Genomic DNA, 22127 nt, shown 5'->3' with positions numbered 1-22127 from the left:
CCGGGCGGCGTCAGGCCGCGGCCTGCGCAGGCGCCACCGAGGCGCCCTGGATGCGGTGCCGGGCCAGCGCCTCGGCCACGAAGCCGGCGGCCTTCATGTCTTCCACGAAGCGGGCGAGGAAGGCGGCCGCTTCGCCGCCCCGGCCCTTGGGCAGGCCCATCGCCTGCTGGATCACCATGAAGCGCCCGGGCAGCAGGCGCAGGCCGCCGATGCGCGCGGCGTCGGCCTCGAGCTGCTGCTTCACGCCGGCGGCCACCTCGGCGCCCTGGGCCACGAAGGTGTCGACGACGGCCGGCGAACTGGGCGCACGCAGCACCGTGGCGTGCTTCAGCTCGCGGCTGAGGAACAGGTCGTAGGCGCTGCCCTGGCCCACCATCACGGTGCGGCCGTCCCGGTCCACCTCGTCGTTGGCCTGGATCGGCGAGCCCTCGCGCACGAGGTAGCAGCCCTCGATCAGCACGTAGGGCGCCGTGAAGGCGATGCCCGCGCCGCGCAGCGGATCGACGGCGAAAAAGCCGACGTCGGCGCGTTCGTCCGTCACCGCCTGCACCGACTTGCCCGCGGTGTCGAACACCACCAGGGCGATGCCGACGCCCAGGCGCTGCGCCAGCGCGTTCGCCAGGTCGACCGACACGCCGCCGGGCTGGCCGGTGGCGGGGTCGGCGTGGGCGAGGATCGGGTTGCCCAGGTTGATCGATGCGCGCAGCACGCCCGTGGGCGCGAACGCGGCTACAAGTTCTGGCGTGACGGTCATGCGGCTTCCTCGGCGAGGGTCTTCTTCAGGATGGATGGAATGACGCCGCCCGCGCGCAGCAGCGTCACTTCGAGCTGCGTTTCGACGGCGGCGACGGCCTCGTGGCACTCTACCGTGCCGTCGGCCCGCAGCACACGCACGGGCACCGCGCAGCGCGGCGACAGGGCGGCGTCGGGCGCGTCGATCTCGATGCGGTCGCCGGCCTGCAGCCGCAGCGCATCGGGGTGCACGCCGGCCGGCCAGCGCAGCGGCAGGATGCCCATGCCCACCAGGTTCGAGCGGTGGATGCGCTCGAAACTCGCGGCCAGCACCGCGCGGATGCCCAGCAGCCGCTGGCCCTTGGCGGCCCAGTCGCGCGACGAGCCGGTGCCGTAGCGGTCACCCGCGACCAGCACCACCGCGTCGCCGTCGCGGCGGTAGCGGTCGGCCACCTCCCAGATCGGCGCGACCTCGCCGCTGGGCACGTGCAGCGTGTGCGCCACCGGCATGCCGGGCCGCAGCCGGTTCACCAGCGTCTTGCTGTGGAAGGCGGCGCGCATCATCACCTCCCAGTTGCCGCGGCGGGACGCGAAGACGTTCAGGTCGTGCCGGTCGTCGCCGCGCGCCACCAGGAAGTCGGCCACCAGGCTGTCGGGCGGGATCGCGCTGGCCGGCGAGATGTGGTCGGTGGTGACGTCGTCGCCCACCACCAGCAACGGGTAGGCGGTGTAGCGGCCGAGCTGCGAGCCGGGGTCGACCGCCGCGAAGGGCGGCCGGCGCAGCGCGGTCGATGCGGGGTTCCATGGGAAGCGTGCGCTGTCAGGCACCTGCAGCGCATGCCAGGCGGGGTTGCGGCTGGCGATGGCGAAGGCGCGCTTGAAGTCCGCGGCATCGGTGCCCTGCGCCGTGGCGGCGGCGATCTCCTCGTGCGTCGGCCACAGCTCGTGCAGGTGCACCGCGCGGCCCGCCGCGTCCAACTGCACCGGCTCGGCGCCGAGGTCGACCTCCGCGTTGCCGGCCAGCGCGAACGCGATCACCAGCGGCGGCGACATCAGGAAGCCCAGGTCCAGGTCCGGGTGGATGCGGCCGGGGAAGTTGCGGTTGCCGGACAGCACCGCCACCGGGTGGATGGCGCCGGCGTCCCGTGCCACGCGGATGGCCTCGGGCAAGGGCCCGGGGTTGCCTATGCAAGTGGTGCAGCCGTAGCCGACGATGTCGAAGCCCATGGCCGACAGGTCGTCGACGAGCCCGGCACGCGCCAGGTAGTCCGCGGCCGCGGGCGATCCCGGGGCCAGCGAGGTCTTCACCCACGGCGGCACCTTCAGCCCCCGCTGGCGGGCCTTGCGCGCCAGCAGCCCGGCGGCGATCAGCAGGGCGGGGTCGGAGGTGTTGGTGCAGCTGGTGATGGCCGCAACCGCGATGGGGTGGCGCGGCCAGGGGTACTTCGGCGTCAAGGCATCGGCCTGCTGCCGCTCGAACCGCAGCGCCGCCAGCGTCGCGCCGGCATGCCGATAGTCCAGCAGGTCCTGCGGGCGGCGGGGGCCGGCGATGTGCATGCCGACGGCCGAGAGGTCGATCTCGATCGTGCGGCTGTAACGGGGCGTGGCGTCGGGGTCGAACCACAGGCCGGTGCGCTGCGCGTAGGCCGCCACCCGCCGCACGTGCGCGTCGCTGCGCCCCGTGGCGCGCAGGTAGGCCAGCGTGCGGTCGTCGATCGCGAAGTAGCCGGTGGTGGCGCCGTACTCGGGCGCCATGTTGGCCACCACGCTGCGTTCGCCGGCGGCGAGCGCGGCCACGCCGGGGCCGAAGAACTCGACGAACTCGCCGGCCACGCCGATGGCGCGCAGCCGTTGCGTCACGGTCAGGGCCAGGTCGGTGGCGAGCGTGCCGGGCCGCAGCGCGCCGGTGAGCCGCACGCCGATCACCTCGGGGATGCGCAGCATCGTCGGCATGCCGAACATCACCGTCTGCGCCTCCAGCCCGCCGACGCCCCAGCCCAGCACGCCGATGCCGTTGACCATGGGCGTGTGGCTGTCGGTGCCGATCATCATGTCGGGCACCAGCCAGTCGTGGCCGTCGCGCGTCTCGGTGGTCACCACCGTGGCCAGCTGCTCCAGGTTGATGGTGTGCATGATGCCGGTGCCCGGCGGGTTGACGTGCACGCCCTTCAGGGCCTGCGAGGCCCATCGCAGGAAGGTGTAGCGCTCGCGGTTGCGACGCATCTCGTGGCCGAGGTTGACGGCCGGCGCATCGGGCTGCGCGAAGGCCTCGACCGCCAGCGAATGGTCGACCGACACGTCCACCGGCAGCACCGGGTGGAGCCGCGACGGGTCGACGCCGTGTTCGGCCAGCGCGTCGCGCATCGCGGCGATGTCGACCAGCGCCGGCGTGCTGGTGGTGTCGTGCATCAGCACCCGGCCGGGCTGGAACTCGATCTCCGCCTCGCTCGTGCCGCTGTCGAGCCAGCCGAACAGCGCCGCCACCGCGGCGTCGCGCTCGTCGCCGCGCATGCAGCGCACCACGTTCTCCAGCAGCAGCCGCAGCACCACGGGCAGGCGCGCCAGCCGTTCGCCGAACAGCGCCGGCAGGTCGACGATGCGGGCGGCTTGGCCATCGAACACCAGTTCGCCGGGCGCGTCGTAAAGCGCATTCATGGTGCGGCCTCGTCGATGAACACCATGCACACCGGGCTGCCGCAGGCGGCCACCTGGCGGGCATCGGAGAGCCGGCCGCTCGCCGCGTCGACGTCGAACGCGACGATGCTGTCGCTGTCTTCGTTGAGCACGTACAGGAGCCGGCCGTCGGGCGACAGCGTGAAGAAGCGCGGCGTGCGGCCGCCGGAAGGCACCGCGTCCACGAAGGCCGGCAGGCCGGTCTCGGCATCGAGCCGGAACACCGCGACGCTGTCGTGCCCGCGGTTCGATGTGTAGAGCGTGCGGCCTGTGCCGTCGATCGCGATGCCCGCCGCGCGGCTGTTGCCGGTGAAGCGGGCGGGCAGCGTGGCCAGCAGGTGCAGCGGCACCAGTGCGCCACGGTCGGCATCGAACCGGTAGGTGGTGACGGTGGAGTCCAGCTCGTTCACCACGTAGGCCAGCGGCAGCCGCGGGTGGAACACCGCGCTGCGCGGGCCGGCGCCTTCGCGGGTGGCCACGAACGCGGGTTCCGCCGGCTGCAGGCGGCCGTGCTCGAAGCGGAAGCTGAACACGCGGTCGAGCCCCTTGTCGGGCACCACGAGCCAGCGCCCGCTCGGGTCGAAGGGGTTGAAGTGCGGCTTGGCCTGTTGCTGCTCGATGCGGTGCGGCCCCACGGGCCCTTCGAACGGCACGTGCTGGGCCAGCGGCCCCAGCGCGCCGTCGTCGCCGACGGGCAGCACCACCAGGCTCGCGCCGATGTGGTTGGTGACGACGAGGAAGCGGCCGCTGGCGTCCAGCGCCAGATGCACCGGGTTGCGCCCTTCCGTGCTCTGCTGGTTCAGCAGGCGCAGGCGGCCGGTGCGCGGCTCGACCGTGAAGGCGCTGGCCTCGCTGCGGTCGCCGTGCACGGCATACAGGTGGCGGCCGTCGCGCGACGCCGCCAGGTACGACGGATTCACGAGGCCGCCGACGAGCTGGGTGCGCTGCAGCGCGCCCGTGTCCTCGGCCACCTCGAACACGCTGATGCCTTCCCCCCGCGCATTGCGCTCGCGCGTCGTGCGGCTGCCGACATAGGCCCACATGGTTCAGTTCTCGGGGGTGATCTTGGCGTCGTCGACGATCTTCGCGAAGCGCACGGACTCGGCCTGGACGAAGGCCTTGAACTGCGCGGGTGCCATCGGCGCTGGCTCGCCGCCCAGCTCGTTCAGGCGCCGCGCCAGCTCGGGGTCCTTCAGCGCCTGCACCACCGCCGCGTTGAGCTTCTGCACGATGGCAGGCGGCGTGGCGGCGGGCGCGAAGAGGCCGAACCAGTTCTCCAGCGTGTACTTCTCCAGGCCGGGGGTCTCGGCGACCGCCGGCAGCTCGGGCGCCAGGGCCGAGCGGGCCGGCGAGGTCATCGCGATCGCGCGCACCCGCTGGTCCTTCATGAAGGGCCGCGCACCCGTCAGGCTGACGAAGGTCATGTCGATGCTGCCGCCGGCCGTGTCGGTGAGCTGGTTCGAGGCGCCGCGGTACGGGATGTGGGTGAGCGTGGTGCCCGACAGCTGGGCGAGCAGCTCGCCGGCCAGGTGCTGCGGGTTGCCGATGCCGCTGGTGCCGTAGCTGACCTTGCCCGGGTTGGCCTTGGCGTAGGCCAGCAGCTCGGCCATCGTCTTCACCGGCAGCTTGGGGTTCACGACGACGACGTTGGGGACCTTCACCACCAGCGAGATGGGCGCCAGATCCTTCTCCGGTGCGTACTGCATCTTGGCCTTGTAGACGTGCGGGTTGATCGCCGTCTCGCCGGCCGTGGCCATCAGCAGCGTGTAGCCGTCGGCGGGCGCGCGCACCGCGGCCACGGTGCCGATCATGCCGCTGCCGCCGGCCTTGTTCTCGACGTTGACCGTCTGGCCCATCGCCGCGCGCAGCTCCTCGGCCAGCAGGCGGGCCATCACGTCGACGCCGCCACCGGCCGAAAAGGGCACGATGATCGTCAGGGGCTTGGCGGGGTAGGCCGCTTCCTGCGCGTGGCTCGCGACAGGCAGCAGGGCGGCGAGCGTGGCCATGCAGAGGGCACGCCGGATTCCGACGGGATGGGGCACGAGGTGTCTCCTGGTCAGCCGATGGGTTCGGCTCTGCAGGGCATCGTAGGAGCGCCCTGCCGACTTGGAAATTGATCTCTTGCCATGGCTGCGTTTCCCGAAGGAGAACGCAAAGCCGGTACACGTCAGGCCGGTGCGGCCGAGCGCTGCAGGTGCTCGATCAGTGTGCGGGCGATGTGGCTGAGCTGCCGCGGATCACGCACCACCAGGTGCATCTGCCGCTGCGCCCACGGCTCCTTCAGGCCGACGATGCGGATGCGGCCCTGCGCCGCGTACGGCGCCAGCACGCCTTCGGGCAGCATCGTGATGCCCAGGCGCGTTTCCACCAGGCGGCACATGGCCTCGAAGCTGCTGGCCTGCACGCGCTGCTCCAGCGGCTTGCCGCAGGCCGCCGCGGCTTCGGCCATCAGCACCGCCAGCGAGCTGTCGCCGTGGGGGCCGACGAAGGCGTAGTCCAGCGCCTGCGCGAAGCGGATGGACTTGCGCCGTGCCAGCGGGTGCCCGGTGGGCACGCCGATCGCGAGCCGGTCGCTGCGGTAGGGCACCGAGCTCAGGCCGTACACGGGCGTCGGGTCGGCCACCACGCCCACCTCGGCCGAGCCGTCGGCGACGGCCAGCACCACGGCCTTGCCGGTGCGCTCCTCCAGCGAGATGCGCACGCCGGGGTAGCGTGTCAGGAACGATTCGATCTCGTCGGGCAGGTGCTGGATCAGCGCCGACGCCACCGCGTGCACGTGCACATGGCCCTTGGCGCCCGCGACGAACTCACCCAGCTCCAGGTCCATGCGGTCGATGAGCTGCAGCATCTGGCGCGCATGCTGCAGCAGGGCCTGGCCGGCGGGCGTGAGCCCCACGCCGCGGTGGTAGCGCTGCAGCAGCGGCGTGCCGACCAGCGCCTCCAGTTCGGCGATGCGCTTGCTGATCGCCGACACGGCCAGGTGCTCCCGAGCGGCCGCGCGGGTCAGGTTGCCGCATTCCGCGACGGTGACGAAGATCCGCAGGGTGACGAGGTCGTGGCGCATGGGAAGGCACCATAACCGCCCCGGGATCCTGCACACTCGCGCCCCGCGAAGGAGAACGGACGTGACTGAAGTGATCACAGGAATTTCGTCGATGGCCACGCGCCAGCTGCTGGCCGACCTGGCCCGGCGCCACCCGCTCGGCGACGTCGAGTGGCAGATCGAATCGACCGGCGGCGTGGAGGCCTTGCGCCGTGTGGCCGACGGCGAGGCCTTCGACCTCGTGGTGCTGGCTGCCGAGGCGATGGCCCGGCTGGCGTCCGCAGGCCACCTGCTGCCGGGCAGCCTCGCGCCGCTCGCGGCGTCGCCCATGGCGATCGCGTCGCGGGCCGGCGCGCCCGCGCCCGACGTGCACTCGGCCGAGGCCTTGCGCACGGCGGTGCTGGCCGCACCGCGGATCGGCTACTCCACCGGCCCCAGCGGCACGGCGCTGATGGCCCTGTTCGAGCGATGGGGCCTCACCGAGGTGCTGCAGGGCCGGCTCGTGCAGGCCAGGCCGGGCGTGCCCGTGGGTTCGCTGGTCGCCGAAGGTGCGGCGGACCTGGGCTTTCAGCAGCTGAGCGAACTGCTGCATGTCCCGGGCCTCACGCTGCTCGGCCCCATGCCGCCCGGGCTGGAGATCATCACGGTCTTCAGCGGCGCCGTCGGCGCACGCAGCACCCGGCCCGCGCTGGCGCAGCAGGCGCTGGACTTCCTGGCCTCCCCTGCTGCGCTCGACGCCAAGCGGCGTCACGGCATGGCTGCACCGGACGCCTGACGGCGACCGGCCCCTCAGGCCGCGAAGCTGCGGGCCAGTTGCTTGAGTAGTTCGGCGGTGCGCAGCTGCAGCGCATCCCGCCGCGTCGCCGCGCTCCAGGCAATGCACATCGTGCTGCGGATGCGCGGCTCCACGATGGTGGTGCGGGTGAGCGCATCGGGGCCGCTGCCCTCGTTGACCGCGCTGGCCGTCAGCGCCGCGAAGCCATGCCCCCGGCGCACCATGTCGAGGATGGTCGGCACGCTCGACACCTCCCACGCCACCTGCAGCTTCACGCCGGCCTGCAGCGCCTCGTACTCCATCAGCCGGCGGAAGCTGTGCCCACGCTGCGGCAGCACCAGCGGCAGCCGGCCCACCTCGGCCAGGCTGATCCCGGCCCGCTGCGGCGCACCGGGCGGGCCGATCAGGCACAGCTCCTCGCGCAGCACCGGCTCCTGCTCCAGGTTGGGCAACGGCTCGGGGTTGTAGACCAGCCCCATGTCCACGCGGCCCGTGCTCAGCCACTCGGTGATGTGCGACGAAAAGCCCTCGACGATGGCCACCCGCGCGCGCGGCAGCTCGGCCTGGAAACGTTCCACCAGCGCGACGGTGATGTGCCGCGCCAGGCTGGGCGGCAGGCCCAGCACGATCCGGCCTTCCGGCTCGCCGCGCATGGCGCCCAGCTCCTGCTGGGTGGTCTGCATCAGTTGCAGGATCTCGCGTCCCCGCGCCAGCAACCGCCGCCCGGGCTCGGTGAGCGCCACGCCGCGGCCGTTGCGCAGCAGCAGGGTTTCCCGAAGCTCGACCTCCAGCGCACGCACCTGCCGGCTCAGCGCCGGCTGCGTCATGCCCAGCAACTCGGCCGCACGGCTGAAGCTGCCCGTCTGCGCCACCTGGACGAAGTACTCGACCTGCTTGATGTCCACCCGCGGATTGTGCCGGAGCCGGCTGCTCCCATGCCGAACCGGCATAGCAGCTAGCGGCCGCGCCCGCTAGGCCGGGGCGGGAGCCCCTTCCAGAATGACGGGCTGCAACAGGGTTGCCGAACGACCCGGAGGACGCTGCCAATGATCATCGACGTGCACGGCCACTACACCACGGCACCGGCCGCGCTGGGCGCCTGGCGCGACCTGCAGATCGCGGGCCTGGCCGACCCGGCCCGGGCGCCCAGGCCGTCGGACCTGAAGATCAGCGACGACGAGCTGCGCGAGTCGATCGAGACCAACCAGCTCCGGAAGATGCAGGAGCGCGGCAGCGATCTCACGATCTTCAGCCCGCGCGCCAGCTTCATGGCGCACCACGTCGGCGGCTTCGAGACCTCGGCCGCGTGGGCGGCGATCTGCAACGAGCTCTGCCACCGCGTCAGCCGGCTGTTCCCCGAGCACTTCATCGGCGCGGCGATGCTGCCGCAGTCGCCCGGCGTCGACCCGCGCAGCTGCATCCCCGAGCTGGAGCGCTGCGTGCGGGACTACGGCTTCGTCGGCCTCAACCTGAACCCCGATCCTTCGGGCGGGCACTGGACGAGCCCGCCGCTGACCGACCGCCACTGGTACCCGCTCTACGAGAAGATGGTGGAGCTGGAGGTGCCGGCGATGATCCACGTCAGCACGAGCTGCAACGCCTGCTTCCACACCACCGGCGCGCACTACCTGAACGCCGACACCACCGCCTTCATGCAGTGCCTGGCGGGCGACTTGTTCAAGGACTTCCCGACGCTGAAGTTCCTGATCCCGCACGGCGGCGGCGCGGTGCCCTACCACTGGGGCCGCTTCCGCGGGCTGGCGCAAGAGATGAAGAAGCCGCTGCTCTCCGAGCACCTGCTGCAAAACATCTTCTTCGACACCTGCGTGTACCACCAGCCGGGCATCGACCTGCTGACGAAGGTGATTCCGGTGGACAACATCCTGTTCGCCAGCGAAATGATCGGCGCGGTGCGCGGCATCGACCCGCAGACGGGCCACCCCTACGACGACACCCGGCGCTACATCGACGCGGCCGCCATCGGCCCCGAGCAGCGCTTCAAGATCTACGAGGGCAACGCGCGCCGCGTCTTCCCGCGGCTCGATGCCGCACTGAAGGCCCAGGGCCGCTGACCCCGCCGCAACCCGCTGAACAGGACCACCGACATGTACGAACTGGGCGTCGTCTACCGCAACATCACCCGTGCCGACCGCGCGGCCGCCGACCGGCTGGCCGCCTTCGGCGCCGCCACCGTGCACGAGGCCATGGGCCGCGTGGGCCTGCTCAAGCCCTGCATACGGCCGATCCACGCGGGTTCGCAGGTGTCGGGCACCGCAGTCACCGTGCTGCTGCAGCCGGGCGACAACTGGATGCTGCACGTGGCGGCCGAGCAGGTCCAGCCGGGTGACATCGTCGTCGCGGCGGTCACCTCCGAGTGCACCGACGGCTACTTCGGCGACCTGCTGGCCACCAGCTTCATGGCACGCGGCGCGCGGGCGCTGGTCATCGACGCCGGCGTGCGCGACGTGAAGACGCTGGGCGAGATGGGCTTCCCGGTGTGGAGCCGGGCCATCTCGGCCAAGGGCTGCATCAAGGCCACGCTCGGCTCGGTGAACATCCCCGTGGTGTGCGCCGGCATGCTGGTGACGCCGGGCGACGTGATCGTGGCCGACGACGACGGCGTGGTGTGCGTGCCCGCGGCCCGGGCCGGCGCCACGGTGGAAGCCGCGGCCGCCCGCGAGGCCAACGAAGGTGCCAAGCGCGCCAAGCTGGCCAGCGGCGTGCTGGGCCTGGACATGTACCAGATGCGCGAGCCGCTGGCCCAGGCCGGCCTGCGCTACGTGGATTGACCATGGCCGGCACCACGACGACCTTCGCACGGATCGCGCTCATCGGCTACGGCGAGGTCGGCCGCATCCTGGCCGAGGACCTGCGTGCGCAGGGCCTGCCCGTCGACGCACACGACATCCAGCTGCAGCGGCCCGGCAGCCGCACCGCGCTGCTGGCGCATGCCGAGGCGCAGGGCGTGCGCCTGCATGCGCAGCCGGCCGAGGCCGTGGCGCAGGCCGGCCTGGTGATCAGCGCGGTGACGGCCAGCCAGGCCGTGGCGGTGGCCGAAGCGGCCGCGCCGCACCTGCAGCACGGTGCCGTGTTCCTCGACATGAACTCCGCCTCGCCGGGCGCCAAGATCGAGGCTGCCCGGGCCGTCAACGCAGCGGGCGGCCGCTACGTGGAAGGCGCGGTGATGACGAGCGTGCCGCCCTACCGCATCAAGGTGCCGCTGCTGCTGGGCGGGCCCGATGCGGCCGCGGTGGTGGCGCCGCTGAACGCGCTCGGCTTCGCGGCGCGCGTGGCCGACGAGCGGCTGGGCATCGCCTCGGCCACCAAGATGTGCCGCAGCGTGATGATCAAGGGCCTGGAGGCGATGGTGATCGAGAGCCTGGCCACCGCCCGCCACTACGGCGTGGAGGATGCGGTCGTCGCCTCGCTGGACGAGACCTTCCCGGGCATCGACTGGGAGAAGCAGGCCGCCTACTTCTTCCAGCGCGTGATCGAACACGGCCGCCGCCGCGCAGAAGAGGTCCGCGAAGTGGCCCGCACCGTGCGCGAGGCCGGCCTGGCGCCGTGGAGCGCCTCGGGCACCGCCGAGCGGCAGGCCTGGGTGGCCGACCTGGCCGATGCAGGCCTCTTTGGCACACGCGGCGAGCCGGGCTTCGCGCGCAGCGCCGACTGGCGCACCGAGGCTGACCGCCTGCTGGCGCAGGTGGCGAAGGAGCGCATGGCATGAGCAACTTTGACAAGACGCCCGGCTGGCTCGACTGGTACGCCGGCCCCAGCAAGCCCCGGCTGCAACTGCCCGCCGGGGCGGTGGACGCGCATTGCCACGTGTTCGGCCCCGGCGGCCGCTTCCCGTATGCGCCCGAGCGCAAGTACACGCCCTGCGACGCCAGCCACGAGCAGCTCTTCGCGCTGCGCGACCACCTCGGCTTCGCGCGCAACGTGATCGTGCAGGCCACCTGCCACGGCGCCGACAACAGCGCGCTGCTGGACGCCCTGGCGCATTCCGACGGCCGGGCCCGCGGCGTGGCGACCGTGCGGCGCAGCGTCAGCGATGCCGAACTGGAGCGCATGCACGCGCTGGGCGTGCGCGGCGTGCGCTTCAACTTCGTGCGCCGGCTGGTCGACTTCACGCCCAAGGACGAGCTGATGGAGATCGCCGGCCGCATCCACCGGCTCGGCTGGCATGTGGTGGTGTATTTCGAGGCGGCGGACCTGCCCGACCTGTGGGACTTCTTCACCGCGCTGCCCACGCCGGTGGTCGTCGACCACATGGGCCGGCCCGACGTGCGGCAGCCGGTGGACGGCCCCGAATTCAGCCGCTTCATCCGCCTGATGGCCGAGCACCCCAACGTGTGGTCGAAGGTGAGCTGCCCCGAGCGCTTGAGCGTGGCCGGCCCGCCGGCCTTGAACGGCGAGGCTGCGCCGTACCGCGACGTGCTGCCCTTCGCGCGCCGGCTGGTCGAGACCTTCCCCGACCGCGTGCTCTGGGGCACCGACTGGCCGCACCCCAACCTCAAGGACCACATGCCCGACGACGGCCTGCTGGTCGACTTCATCGCCGGCATCGCACCCACCGCGCAGCAGCGTCAGGCACTGCTCGTCACCAACCCGATGCGCCTGTACTGGCCCGAGGCCGCCTGACGCCGCCCCCTTCCCCTGTCGTTCCCGAGGAGACATCCGATGACCGAGATCCACCGCCGCCAGGCCCTCGCCGGGCTGGCCGGCCTGCTCTGCACGCCTGTGTTCGGGCCCGCCCGTGCGCAGGGCGGCGCCTACCCTTCGAAGCTGGTGCGCGTGCTGGTGGGCTACAGCCCCGGCGGCGCGGTGGACATCGTCGCGCGTGCCGTGAGCCAGCAGATCGCCGGCGGCCTGGGCCAGCAGGTGATCGTCGAGAACAAGCCCGGCGGCGGCACCAACATCGCGATCAAGACGCTGCTCGACAGCCCGCCCGACGGCCACACGCTGATGCTGGCGGCCAATGCGCTGGCGGCCAACGTGTCGCTGTACCAGCCGGCGCCGTTCGACCTGCAGCGCGACATCACGCCGATCGCCCAGGTGGGCCGCGTGCCGGTGGTGCTGGCGGCCAATGCGCAGGCCGGCATCGGCTCCCTCAAGGCGTTGATCGCCAAGCTCAAGGCCGAGCCGGGCTCGATCAACTACGGCACGCCGGGCAACGGCTCCACGCCCCACCTGGCGATCGAGCTCTTCGCCCGCGCCGCCGGCGTGCAGCTGACGCACGTGCCCTACAAGGGCGGCTCGCAGGCGATGAACGACGTGGTGGCCGGCCATGTGCAGCTCGTGGCGGTCAACGCGCTGGAGGTGCAGGCCCACGTGAAGACCGGCAGGCTCAAGGTGCTGGCGGCGTTGAGCGCCCAGCGCTCGCCGATCTTCCCCGACGCGCCGACGATCGCCGAGTCGGGCTTCCCTGGCTTCGAGGCCTCGGTGTGGTATGGGCTGGTGGGGCCGGCCGGCGTGCCGCCCGCGGTGGTGGCGCGGCTGCACCAGGAGGTGCAGAAGGCCCTGGGCACCGCCGAGGTCCGCGAGCGGCTGACCGCGGCGGGCGGCGAAGTCACGCCCGGCAGCACCGCGATGTTCGCGGCACTGTTGGCCAGCGAGAAGCAGCGCTACGAGAAGCTGATCCGCGAAGCCCGCATCCAGCCCGACTGAGCGGCCCAGCATGTCCAGACAAGTCCTTCGTCGCTGGCTCCTGGCCGGCCTGGCCGCCGGCGTCGTCGCCGGCTGTGCGCAGCCACTGCAGCCGGGCGCGGCGCCCACCGCACCCGTGGCGGCCACCGCCGACGTGCGGCAGGCGCTCGCGCCCACCGGCAGGCTGCGCATCGCGGTCTACCCCGGCAGCCCCACGTCGATGCTGCGCGCCGGCAGCGATGGCGAGGCCCGCGGCCTCACCGTGGAAGTGGGCCGCGCGCTGGCCCGCCGGCTCGGCGTGCCGGCGGAGCTGGTGGTGTTCGACCGGGTCGCGCTGGTGGTGGAAGCGCTGCAGGCCGGCCAGGCCGACATGACCATCACCAACGCCACGCCGGCCCGGGCCAGGCTGGTCGATTTCACGCCACCGGTGGTGGGCCTCGAACTGGGCTACCTGGTGCTGCCGGGATCGGCTGTGACGTCCGTGGACGCGGTCGATCTGCCCAAGGTGCGCGTGGGCGTCAGCCAGGGCAGCAGCTCGCAGGCGGCCCTGGGCAAGCAGTTCCGCCATGCGGCCCTGGTCCCGGCCGATTCGCTGGGCGCGGCGGCTGCGATGCTGAAGGACGGCCGCATCGACGCCTTTGCCACCAACAAGGGCATCCTGTTCCAGATGGCCGACGGCCTGCCCGGTGCGCGGGTGCTCGACGGCCGCTGGGGCCTGGAGTCGCTGGCCCTGGCCGTGCCCCCCGGGCGGGCGGCCGGCGCCGCCTTCCTGCAGGCCTTCGTCGCCGATGCCGCCACCCGCACGCTGGTGCAGGACGCCGCGGCACGCGCCGGCCTGCGCGGCACCACCGATCCCGAGCGGCGCTGACACCGCCCGCGCGTTCCATCATTCCAACGAGGAGACAAACAATGGCCCACCTGCCTGGATCCCACCGCCGGCGCAGCCTGCTGATCGGCGCGGCAAGCCTGGCCGCCTGCCCGGCCCTGATGGCGCAGCCGGCGCGCACGCTGCGCGTGATCGTGCCCTTTCCGCCGGGCGGCTCCACCGACATCCTCGCGCGCGCCGTCGGCAATCGCCTGGGCGTGGCGCTGGGGCAGACGGTGCTGGTCGACAACAAGGCCGGGGCCGGTGGCTCGCTGGGCGCTGGCGAGGCGGCGCGGGCGGAGCCCGATGGCAACACGCTGCTGATGGGACACATCGGCACGCTGGCGGTCAACCCGGCGCTGTACCCCAAGCTGCCCTACGACCCGCTGAAGAGCTTCGACCCGGTGGCGATGGTGGCGCGGGTGCCCAACATCCTGGTGGTGAACGCCGCCTCGCCGATCAGGACGCTGGCGCAGTTCATCGAGCGCGCCAAGGCCCAGCCGGGCCGCATGACCTACTCGTCGGGCGGCAACGGCAGCGCGGCCCACATCGCGTTCGAGTACCTGAAGCTGCGCGGCAACTTCTTCGTGCTTCACATCCCCTACCGGGGGACGGCGCCCTCGATCAACGACCTGATGGGTGGCCAGGTGGATGCCACCTTCACCGGCGCGCCGGTGGTGCTGCCGCACGTGCGGGCGGGCCGGCTGCGTGCGCTGGCGGTGTCGAGCCCGCAGCGGCTGGCTTCGCTGCCCGACGTGCCCACGGTGGCCGAGAGCGGCTACCCCGGCTTCGATGCCGACCAGTGGTATGGCTTCGTCGCGCCCGCCGGCACGCCGGCCCCGGTGCTGGCACGGCTCAACGCCGAGATCAACAAGGCGCTGCAGGCGCCCGACGTGGCACAGCAGCTGGCCGGCGAGGGCGCCATTCCCACGCCGGGCACGCCCAAGGCCTTCGGGGACCTGATCGTCCGTGAGCTGCCGCGCTGGGCCGAGGTGGTCAGGGCCGGCAAGGTCAAGCCCGACTGATTCCCCACGCAACACGACCGGCCTGGCGCCACATGCCCCGGGCCGGGCCGCTGCATGCATTTTCCACAACACCAGGAGACACCCATGACCCATCGAACCCTCAGCCGCACCGTGCGGCAGGCCACCTGCCTCGGCGGCGCGCTGCTGCCGATGCTGTGCGCCGCGCAGGCCAGCAACGTCACCGTCTACGGCATCGTCGATGCCGCGGCCCGTCGCGCCAGCAACGCCGGCCCGGACGGCGCTTCCCGCGTGACGCTGGAAGACGGCATCTTCACCGGCAGCCGCCTGGGCTTCCGGGTCCGCGAGGACCTGGGCGGCGGGCTCAGCACGCTGGTCACGATGGAATCGGGCTTCGACCCGAGCAGCGGCACCTCCTCCCAGGCGAGCCCCACGGCCGACTTTGGCCAGGTCGCCGCCGCCACGCGCTTCTGGGGCCGCGACATCCACATCGGCCTGCGCAGCAGCGCCGGCTGGGGCCTCACGCTCGGCCGCCAGTACACCCTGGCGCACCAGATGGCCGGGCGCTTCCAGCCGCAGGGCAACCCCAACAACCTGGCGCTGTCGGTGTTCAGCAGCCACCACATCGCGCGGCAGGACAACGTGCTGAAGTTCGACGTGAAGGTGGCCGGCATCGAGCTGGCGGCTTCCCGCACGCTGGGCGAAGCAGCCGGCAGCCATGGCAGCGACGCCTGGGCGGTCTCCGCGGGCTACACCGCCGGTCCGGTGTCGGTGGGCGGCTATGTGCAGCGGCTGAAGAACCTGGCCGACACCGAGCAGCGCAAGATCGTCGGCCTGGGCGGCAACTACACGCTGGCGGACAAGGCAACGTTGTTCGCCGGCGCGATGCGCCGCACCAACGAAGCGAGCCCGCAGACCAACCAGGTATGGACGCTGGGCGCCAACTACGCGGTGCTGCCGAGGGTGACGCTGACCGCGGCCTACCTGCACGACAAGCAGGGCGGCAGCGCGGCCCTGCAGGGCAAGCGGCGCGTCGGCTACGTCAGTGCCAGCTATGCCTTCTCGAAGCGCAGCGACGTCTATGCGGTGATCGACCACAACCGCGTCGAAGGCGGCTATGCCAAGCCCGCCTTCATGGGCACCCTGGGCAGCCAGACGGCCTATACGCTGGCGCTGCGCCACAAGTTCTGACCCCCCGGCCAGCCTCCGAAGGAGCGAGCATGACCAAGACCTTCATGAGCGGCCTGCTGCTGGCGGCGGCCGCCCTCGCCGCCAGCGCGCAGGAGCGATTTCCCGCCAAGCCGATCACGCTGATCGTCCCCTTCGCGCCGGGCGGCATCGCGGACGTGACCGCCCGCGCCGTCGCCGAAGCGATGGGCAAGACGCTCGGCCAGACCGTGGTGGTGGACAACCGGCCCAGCGCCGGCAGCATCGTCGCGTCGCAGGCCGTCGCCAGCGCCCGGCCCGACGGCCACACGCTGCTGCTGATGACCAACGCCAACGCGGTGAGCGTGGGACTGTTCAAGAAGCTGCCCTACGACACGCTGAAAGACCTGCAGCCGATCTCCACGCTCGGCACCTTCGACCTCGGCATCGTCGTGCCCGCCTCGTCGCCCTTCAAGACGCTGCCCGAGCTGCTGCGGCACGCCAAGGCCCACCCCGGCGAACTGAAGACGGGCACCATCGCCGTGGGCAGTACGCAGCACCTCTCGGCCAAGCTCTTCGAAACGGTCGCCGGCATCTCGCTGCTGACGGTGCCCTACAAGGGCTCGCCGGCCGTGCTGATGGCGCTGCGCAGCGGCGAGATCGAGGTGGCCATGGAGATCGTCGGGCCCATGCTGTCACAACTGCAGTCGGGCCAGATCCGTGCACTGGCCGTCACCGGGGCCCAGCGCAACGCGGCGCTGCCCGACGTGCCGACGGTGCAGCAGGCCGGGCTGCCGGCCTACGACGTCACCTCGTGGAATGCGATCGCGGCACCGGCGGGCACACCGCCGGCAACCGTGGATGCGCTGCAGCGCGCCATCGCCGGCGCGGTGGCCGACCCGTCGGTGCGCACGCGGCTGGAAGGCCTGGGCATGCGCCTGCAGGCCAGCACGCCCGCCCAGGCGCGCGAACTGCTGGCGCGCGACGTGCAGCGCTGGGGCGCCGTGATCCGCGACGCGAAGATCCAGCCCGAATAACCGTCCCCCTCAGGGCCCGGGCTGCGCCAACTGGTGCGCGGCACGATGCAGGTGCGCCATGAAGTGGCGCACGCTGGGCTTGAGGTGCGTGTCGGTCCGCGCCAGGGCGCCGAGCGTCAGCATCAGCGGCCCCTCCGCCAACGCGACGACGTCAAGGTACTGCGTCGCGAAGGGATGCAGCGCAATCTGCTGCGGCAGCAGGCCGATGCAGTTGCCGCTCGCGATGATCGACAGCAGCCCCAGCGTCGAGTTGACGACCGCACCGGCCGGCGGCGGCTTCATGCCGTGGCGCTCGAACAGCGTCTTCGCGTAGCCCGAATCGGGCGTCGCGCCCGTGTACACCCAGGGCACCTGCGCCAAGTCGGCGAGGCTGCGTGCCCGCGCCAGCGGATTGCCCCTGCGCGCCACCACCACCATCGCGATCGGCATCAGCGTCTCGACCACGAACTCGCCGGGCGGCAGCTCCGTCGGCAGCGGGCCGAGTGCGATGTCGACTTCGCCCTTGCGCAGGCGGGTGAGCTGCGCGATGTAGAGCTCCTCGATGATCCGGAGCTGGATCTCCGGGAACGCCTGCCCGAAGGTGCGCAACGTCTCGGGCACCAGCAGCATCACAGCCAGCGGCACCGCACCGATGGCCAGCGAGCCCGTCATGCGCCCTTCGAGCTGGCGGATCTGGTCGACGGCCTGCCCGAGCTCCCGGTCCGCAGCCACCGCACGCTCGTACATCACCATGCCCTGGGCAGTGGCGAGCACGCCCGTTGTCGACCGTACCAGCAGCGTGGTCGACAGCTCGCGTTCGAGCTCGCGTACCAGCTTGGTGAGCGCCGGCTGCGAGACACCCAGGCGCCGTGCCGCCGACCGCAGGCTGCCTTCCTCGACGGCGGCAACAAGGGCACGGAGGCTGGTGAGCTTCATGGCCTGGATGATAACGATCCGTTATCGCGCCGGCCGGCGCGGATGCTTCCGCGGCGGCCGGCGAATTCCTAGACTGCCGCCGGCACTGCCGATCCTGCCGCGCAGCGTTCGCGGCCCAATTTCCAAGGAGACAACGTGAACACAAGACGCTTTCTGGCCGCCATGGCGGTCGTCGTCGGCGCCCTGCTGACGGCCTGCGGCGGCGACGGAGGCGGCGATGCCGCCCCGGCCGCCACGACGCTGGGCATCGTGAAGCCGGCCTCGGCATGCACCAGCCTGGCCTCGGTCGACCTGACCGACATCGGCGGCGTCGGCAGCGCCGTCACCTCGGCCACCGAAGGCACCGTGGCGGTCAACGGCGCAGACGTGAAGTTCTGCACCGTCGAAGGCACGCTCGCGCCCGCCATCGGCTTTCGCGTGCGCCTGCCCATCGACACCTGGACGCAGCGCGTGCTGCACATCGGCTGCGGCGGTCTGTGCGGCAGCATCAGCGCCTCGGTCGAGCCCGGCACGTCGTACGGCTGCCCGCTGGTGCAGTCGGGCGGCTTCGTGCTGTCGTCGACCAACATGGGCCACACCGGCGCGGATGCCAACTGGTCGCAGGACGCGCAGAAGCGCGTCGACTTCGCCTACCGCGGCGTGCACGCCACGACGCTGGCTGCCAAGAAGCTGACCCAGGCCTATTACGGCCAGAAGGAGAGGTACGCGTACTTCGTCGGCTGCTCCGACGGCGGCCGCGAAGGCCTCATGGCCGCTCAGCGTCATGCCGACGACTACGACGGCATCGTCGCCGGCGCGCCGGCCTTCCTCTTCAACGTGCAGAACTCGCTGCACCACGGCTGGATGGCGCGCTCGAACCGCGACAACGGCCTGTCGACCGGCAACGTGGTGCTCTACCCCGCCAAGGCAGCGATGCTGCACGCCGCCGTGGTGGCGGCCTGCGACCCGCTCGACGGGCAGGCCGACGGGCTGCTGACCGACCCGCGCACCTGCAGCTTCGACCCGGCCACCCTGCAGTGCCCCGCAGGCGCCGCCGACACCCGTGCCTGCCTGACGGCCACCGAGGTCGCGACCGTGAGCAAGTTCTACAACGGCCCACGCGATCCTTCCTCCAACCGGCGCATCCTGGTGGGCGGCCCGCAGTACGGCTCCGAGCTGAACTGGGCCGGCGTGTTCGTGCCCGCCAACGACACCGTGACCAACCGCGTGGGCAGCGACAACTTCGTCAACGGCGCCCGCTACGTGATCTTCGACGACGCCACGCCGCCGACGCTGGACGAGCTGGAGTTCACCGAAGCCTTCTACGGCCGGCTGCGCACGCGCCACCCGCTCAACGATGCGACCAACCCCGACCTCTCGGCCTTCAAGGATGCCGGCGGCAAGCTGATCCTGTGGCACGGCTGGGCCGACCAGCACATCTCGCCGATCAATACGATCGCCTACCACGAGGCCATGCAGAAGACGATGGGCCAGGCCAGCATGGACACGTTCATGCGCATGTACCTGGCACCTGGCGTCGGCCACTGCGGCAGCGGCGAGGGCCTGCCGAACATGGACCTGGTGACCGCGCTGGTGAACTGGGTGGAAGGCGGCAAGGCGCCTGACGCCATCCACACCGTACGCACCGACGCCGCCGGCAACGTCACCGCGTCGCGGCCGATGTACCCCTACCCCGAGGTCGCCCGGTACGACGGCAAGGGCGACCCGGCCGCGGCATCGAGCTACACCCGCGGCGCGGCGCTCTACACCACCCCGACGCCCGACTGGGCCGGCATCGACTTCTTCAGCCCCTACGCCGCCGCACCGCTCTGAGTGGCCGCGCTTCCCGACCCGCGAAACGACAGACCCATGGCCAAGATCATCGGCGGCCTCGCCGCCTCCCACACCCCCACGATCGGCTTCGCGTTCGACCGTGACAAGCAGGACGACCCCGTCTGGGCGCCGATCTTCGAGGCCTTCGCACCGATGCAACAGTGGATCGCGGAGCAACGGCCCGACGTGCTGCTCTTCATCTACAACGACCACGTCACCTCGTTCTTCTTCGACCACTACTCGGCGTTCTCGCTCGGCGTGGGCGAGCGCTGGACGGTGGCCGACGAAGGCGGCGGTGCGCGCGACCTGCCGCCGGTGGGCGGGCACCCCGCGCTGGCCGCGCACATCGGCCGCTCGCTGATGGCCGACGAGTTCGACCTGTCGTTCTTCCAGGAGCGTGCGCTCGACCACGGCTGCTTCTCGCCGCTGTCGGTGATGTGCCCGCACGCGCCGGCCTGGCCGGTGCGCATCGTCCCGCTGCAGATGGGCGTGCTGCAGTTCCCCATCCCCAGTGCTCGGCGCTGCTACAAGCTGGGCCAGGCGCTGCGCCGCGCCATCGAGAGCTACCCGGAGGACCTGCGCGTTGCCGTCGTCGCCACCGGCGGCCTGTCGCACCAGGTGCATGGCGAGCGCGCGGGCTTCAACAACCCGCCGTGGGACGCGCGCTTCCTCGACCTGCTCGAGCGCGACCCGGAACAGCTCGCGGCGATGACGCAGGCGGAGTACGCGACGCTGGGTGGCCTCGAAGGCGCCGAGGTCATCATGTGGCTGGTGATGCGCGGCGCCCTCGCCTCGCAGGTGACCTGCCGGCACCGCAGCTACTACCTGCCGTCGATGACGGGCATCGCGACGGCGATCTACGAGCCGGTCGAGCAGGGCATGCCGGCCGCGGCGGCCGAACGCCACCGTGCGCACATGGCCCGGGAACTGGCCGGCGCCGAGGCCCTGGAGGGCACGTACCCGTTCACGCTGGAGCGCAGCGTCAAGGCCTTCCGGCTGAACCGCTTCCTGCACGCCCTGGTGCATCCGTCGCACCGCCAGCGCTTCCTCTGCGACGAGGAGGCCTGCCTGCGCGAGGCCGACCTGAGCGACACCGAGCGCGACCTCGTGCGCCGCCGCGACTGGCGCGGGCTGATGCACTACGGCGCCATCTTCTTCATGCTGGAGAAGCTGGGCGCGGTCATCGGCGTGTCCAACCTGCACATCTACGCCGCGATGCGCGGCGAAGCGCTGGAGGCCTTCCAGCAGACACGCAATGCGCCGAACGCGCTGTATTCGGTCGCCGGCAAGGAGGCCGGCGCGCTCGGCTGGGACGGCCGGCCGCCGGCCGCCGGGCGCTGACCGGCCTCCCCAACAACAAACCCACCCCCAGGAGACATTCAAGTTGAAACCCACCCTGTTCGCCTGCGGGCTGCTGACCGCCGCCTGCGCCACCGCCCATGCGCAGAACGTGACGATCTACGGCCTGCTGGACACCGCGGTCGAGCACCTGACCCACGTGGGCGCCAGCGGCAGCAGCCTCACCCGCATGCCCGGCCTCACCGGCAGCGTGCCCTCGCGCATCGGCTTGCGCGGCACCGAGGACCTCGGCAACGGCCTGCGCGCCGTCTTCACGCTCGAGCAGGGCCTGGGCCCCGACAGCGGCACCCTGAACCAGGGCGGCCGCTCCTGGGGGCGCCAGGCCTTCGTCGGCCTCAGCGGCCCCTGGGGCAGCCTCACGTTCGGCCGCCAGTACTCGATGCTGTTCTGGTCGCAGCTCGACGCCGACGTCCTCGGCCCCAACGCCTACGGCTCCGGCTCGCTCGACAGCTACCTGCCCAATGCGCGGGTCGACAACTCGATCGCGTACCGCGGCACATTCAGCGGCCTCACCGTGGGCGCCACCTACAGCTTCGGCCGCGACGCGGTCAATGCCGGTCCCAGCCCCTCGGGCACCAACTGCGCCGGCGAGAACGCCGACGACAGCAAGGCCTGCCGTCAGTGGTCGGCATTGGCCAAGTACGACGCGGCCACCTGGGGGCTGGCGCTGGCGGTCGACGAGATCCGCGGCGGCACCGGCGCGTTCGCCGGGCTCACGGCCAGCACGCTGAAGGACCGCCGCACCACCGCTGCGGGCTGGATGAAGTTCGATGCGCTGAAGCTCGGCGCCGGCCTCATCGCCCGCCGCAACGACGGCAGCGCCGCCACGCCGCGCAGCCGCCTGTGGTACCTCGGGGCGTCCTACGGCGTCACGCCGGCGCTGGCGATCGACGCCCAGTACTTCCAGCTCGACTACCAGGACAGCGCCAACGAGGCGCAGCTGCTGGCCTTGCGGGCCACCTACAGCCTGTCCAAGCGCACCGCCGTGTACGCCACGGCCGGCCACATCGGCAACGACGGCACGCTGGCGCTGTCGGTCAGCAACGCGGCCGCGGGCAACGGCCCGGCCGCCGGCAAGTCGCAGAGCGGCTTCGCGCTCGGCGTCCGCCACGCGTTCTGAACGCCCTCCCTTGCAGGACAC

General features: G+C 71.9%; 20 protein-coding genes. 13 read left to right on the top strand and 7 right to left on the bottom strand.

All coding sequences use genetic code 11. The features are described from left to right. Positions 1 to 10 precede the first annotated feature (10 nt). The 5 genes from V4F39_RS24040 to V4F39_RS24020 all read right to left on the bottom strand — a co-directional run bounded on the left by V4F39_RS24040 (position 11) and on the right by V4F39_RS24020 (position 6469). Positions 11 to 754 (bottom strand): ABC transporter substrate-binding protein, encoded by a 744-nt coding sequence (locus V4F39_RS24040; protein ID WP_332292647.1) that lies wholly within the window; start codon positions 752 to 754, stop codon positions 11 to 13. After that, on the bottom strand, positions 751 to 3387 hold the full coding sequence (gene acnA, locus V4F39_RS24035) for an aconitate hydratase AcnA (protein ID WP_332292645.1): 2637 nt from the start codon (positions 3385 to 3387) through the stop codon (positions 751 to 753). Before acnA ends, V4F39_RS24040 begins: the two co-directional genes overlap by 4 nt. Next, the gene (locus tag V4F39_RS24030; protein ID WP_332292644.1) at positions 3384 to 4448 is read right to left on the bottom strand and encodes a lactonase family protein; all 1065 of its coding nucleotides are present in this window, start codon (positions 4446 to 4448) and stop codon (positions 3384 to 3386) included. The genes acnA and V4F39_RS24030 overlap by 4 nt, the downstream gene beginning before the upstream one ends. A gap of 3 nt (positions 4449 to 4451) precedes the next feature. After that, on the bottom strand, positions 4452 to 5411 hold the full coding sequence (locus V4F39_RS24025) for a Bug family tripartite tricarboxylate transporter substrate binding protein (RefSeq protein ID WP_332292643.1): 960 nt from the start codon (positions 5409 to 5411) through the stop codon (positions 4452 to 4454). A 161-nt stretch (positions 5412 to 5572) separates the two neighbouring features. Next, complete coding sequence (locus tag V4F39_RS24020) at positions 5573 to 6469, bottom strand: LysR family transcriptional regulator (protein WP_332292641.1); 897 nt, start codon at positions 6467 to 6469, stop codon at positions 5573 to 5575. A 91-nt stretch (positions 6470 to 6560) separates the two neighbouring features. Between V4F39_RS24020 and V4F39_RS24015 the strand changes: the two genes are divergently transcribed. Further along, complete coding sequence (locus V4F39_RS24015) at positions 6561 to 7223, top strand: substrate-binding domain-containing protein (RefSeq protein ID WP_378235192.1); 663 nt, start codon at positions 6561 to 6563, stop codon at positions 7221 to 7223. Between the two features lie 14 nt (positions 7224 to 7237). Here the strand turns inward: V4F39_RS24015 and V4F39_RS24010 are convergent, their stop codons facing one another. Then, positions 7238 to 8128: a LysR family transcriptional regulator gene (locus V4F39_RS24010; RefSeq protein ID WP_332292639.1), complete on the bottom strand. Its 891-nt coding sequence runs from the start codon at positions 8126 to 8128 to the stop codon at positions 7238 to 7240. 141 nt (positions 8129 to 8269) lie between these two features. On the opposite strand from V4F39_RS24010, the gene V4F39_RS24005 reads away from it, so the two are divergent. The 9 genes from V4F39_RS24005 to V4F39_RS23965 all read left to right on the top strand — a co-directional run bounded on the left by V4F39_RS24005 (position 8270) and on the right by V4F39_RS23965 (position 16900). Beyond that, complete coding sequence (locus tag V4F39_RS24005; protein WP_332292638.1) at positions 8270 to 9295, top strand: amidohydrolase family protein; 1026 nt, start codon at positions 8270 to 8272, stop codon at positions 9293 to 9295. Between the two features lie 33 nt (positions 9296 to 9328). After that, positions 9329 to 10012 carry a 4-carboxy-4-hydroxy-2-oxoadipate aldolase/oxaloacetate decarboxylase gene (ligK, locus tag V4F39_RS24000; RefSeq protein ID WP_332292637.1) on the top strand — a complete coding sequence of 228 codons (684 nt, stop codon included), beginning with the start codon at positions 9329 to 9331 and terminating at the stop codon, positions 10010 to 10012. Between the two features lie 2 nt (positions 10013 to 10014). After that, positions 10015 to 10950, top strand: a complete 936-nt coding sequence (locus tag V4F39_RS23995) for an NAD(P)-dependent oxidoreductase (protein ID WP_332292636.1) — start codon at positions 10015 to 10017, stop codon at positions 10948 to 10950. Then, complete coding sequence (locus V4F39_RS23990) at positions 10947 to 11864, top strand: amidohydrolase family protein (protein WP_332292634.1); 918 nt, start codon at positions 10947 to 10949, stop codon at positions 11862 to 11864. Before V4F39_RS23995 ends, V4F39_RS23990 begins: the two co-directional genes overlap by 4 nt. A gap of 39 nt (positions 11865 to 11903) precedes the next feature. Continuing rightward, complete coding sequence (locus V4F39_RS23985; RefSeq protein WP_332292633.1) at positions 11904 to 12890, top strand: Bug family tripartite tricarboxylate transporter substrate binding protein; 987 nt, start codon at positions 11904 to 11906, stop codon at positions 12888 to 12890. A gap of 10 nt (positions 12891 to 12900) precedes the next feature. Then, positions 12901 to 13737 carry a transporter substrate-binding domain-containing protein gene (locus V4F39_RS23980; protein WP_332292632.1) on the top strand — a complete coding sequence of 279 codons (837 nt, stop codon included), beginning with the start codon at positions 12901 to 12903 and terminating at the stop codon, positions 13735 to 13737. Between the two features lie 41 nt (positions 13738 to 13778). Beyond that, positions 13779 to 14759 carry a Bug family tripartite tricarboxylate transporter substrate binding protein gene (locus V4F39_RS23975; protein WP_332292631.1) on the top strand — a complete coding sequence of 327 codons (981 nt, stop codon included), beginning with the start codon at positions 13779 to 13781 and terminating at the stop codon, positions 14757 to 14759. Between the two features lie 84 nt (positions 14760 to 14843). Then, positions 14844 to 15908: a porin gene (locus V4F39_RS23970; RefSeq protein WP_332292630.1), complete on the top strand. Its 1065-nt coding sequence runs from the start codon at positions 14844 to 14846 to the stop codon at positions 15906 to 15908. 29 nt (positions 15909 to 15937) lie between these two features. Beyond that, the gene (locus V4F39_RS23965) at positions 15938 to 16900 is read left to right on the top strand and encodes a Bug family tripartite tricarboxylate transporter substrate binding protein (protein ID WP_332292629.1); all 963 of its coding nucleotides are present in this window, start codon (positions 15938 to 15940) and stop codon (positions 16898 to 16900) included. Positions 16901 to 16909: 9 nt separating this feature from the next. On the opposite strand, the gene V4F39_RS23960 is transcribed toward V4F39_RS23965, so the two are convergent. Next, entirely contained in the window at positions 16910 to 17815 is a 906-nt protein-coding gene (locus V4F39_RS23960; RefSeq protein ID WP_332292628.1) for a LysR family transcriptional regulator, read from the bottom strand. A 135-nt stretch (positions 17816 to 17950) separates the two neighbouring features. Here V4F39_RS23960 and V4F39_RS23955 point away from each other — a divergent pair, with 135 nt between their 5' ends. From V4F39_RS23955 to V4F39_RS23945, 3 genes are read left to right on the top strand one after another with little or no spacing between them, the layout of a single operon-like run. Beyond that, entirely contained in the window at positions 17951 to 19627 is a 1677-nt protein-coding gene (locus tag V4F39_RS23955; RefSeq protein ID WP_332292627.1) for a tannase/feruloyl esterase family alpha/beta hydrolase, read from the top strand. 36 nt (positions 19628 to 19663) lie between these two features. Continuing rightward, the gene (locus V4F39_RS23950) at positions 19664 to 20968 is read left to right on the top strand and encodes a gallate dioxygenase (protein ID WP_332292626.1); all 1305 of its coding nucleotides are present in this window, start codon (positions 19664 to 19666) and stop codon (positions 20966 to 20968) included. A gap of 43 nt (positions 20969 to 21011) precedes the next feature. After that, entirely contained in the window at positions 21012 to 22106 is a 1095-nt protein-coding gene (locus V4F39_RS23945) for a porin (RefSeq protein WP_332292624.1), read from the top strand. Positions 22107 to 22127: the final 21 nt, after the last annotated feature.

This window comes from Aquincola agrisoli, from assembly GCF_036621135.1.
Lineage (GTDB): Bacteria > Pseudomonadota > Gammaproteobacteria > Burkholderiales > Burkholderiaceae_C > Aquincola > Aquincola agrisoli.
Note: the sequence above shows the minus strand (reverse complement) of the source record. Positions and strands in the feature narration are given on the sequence as shown.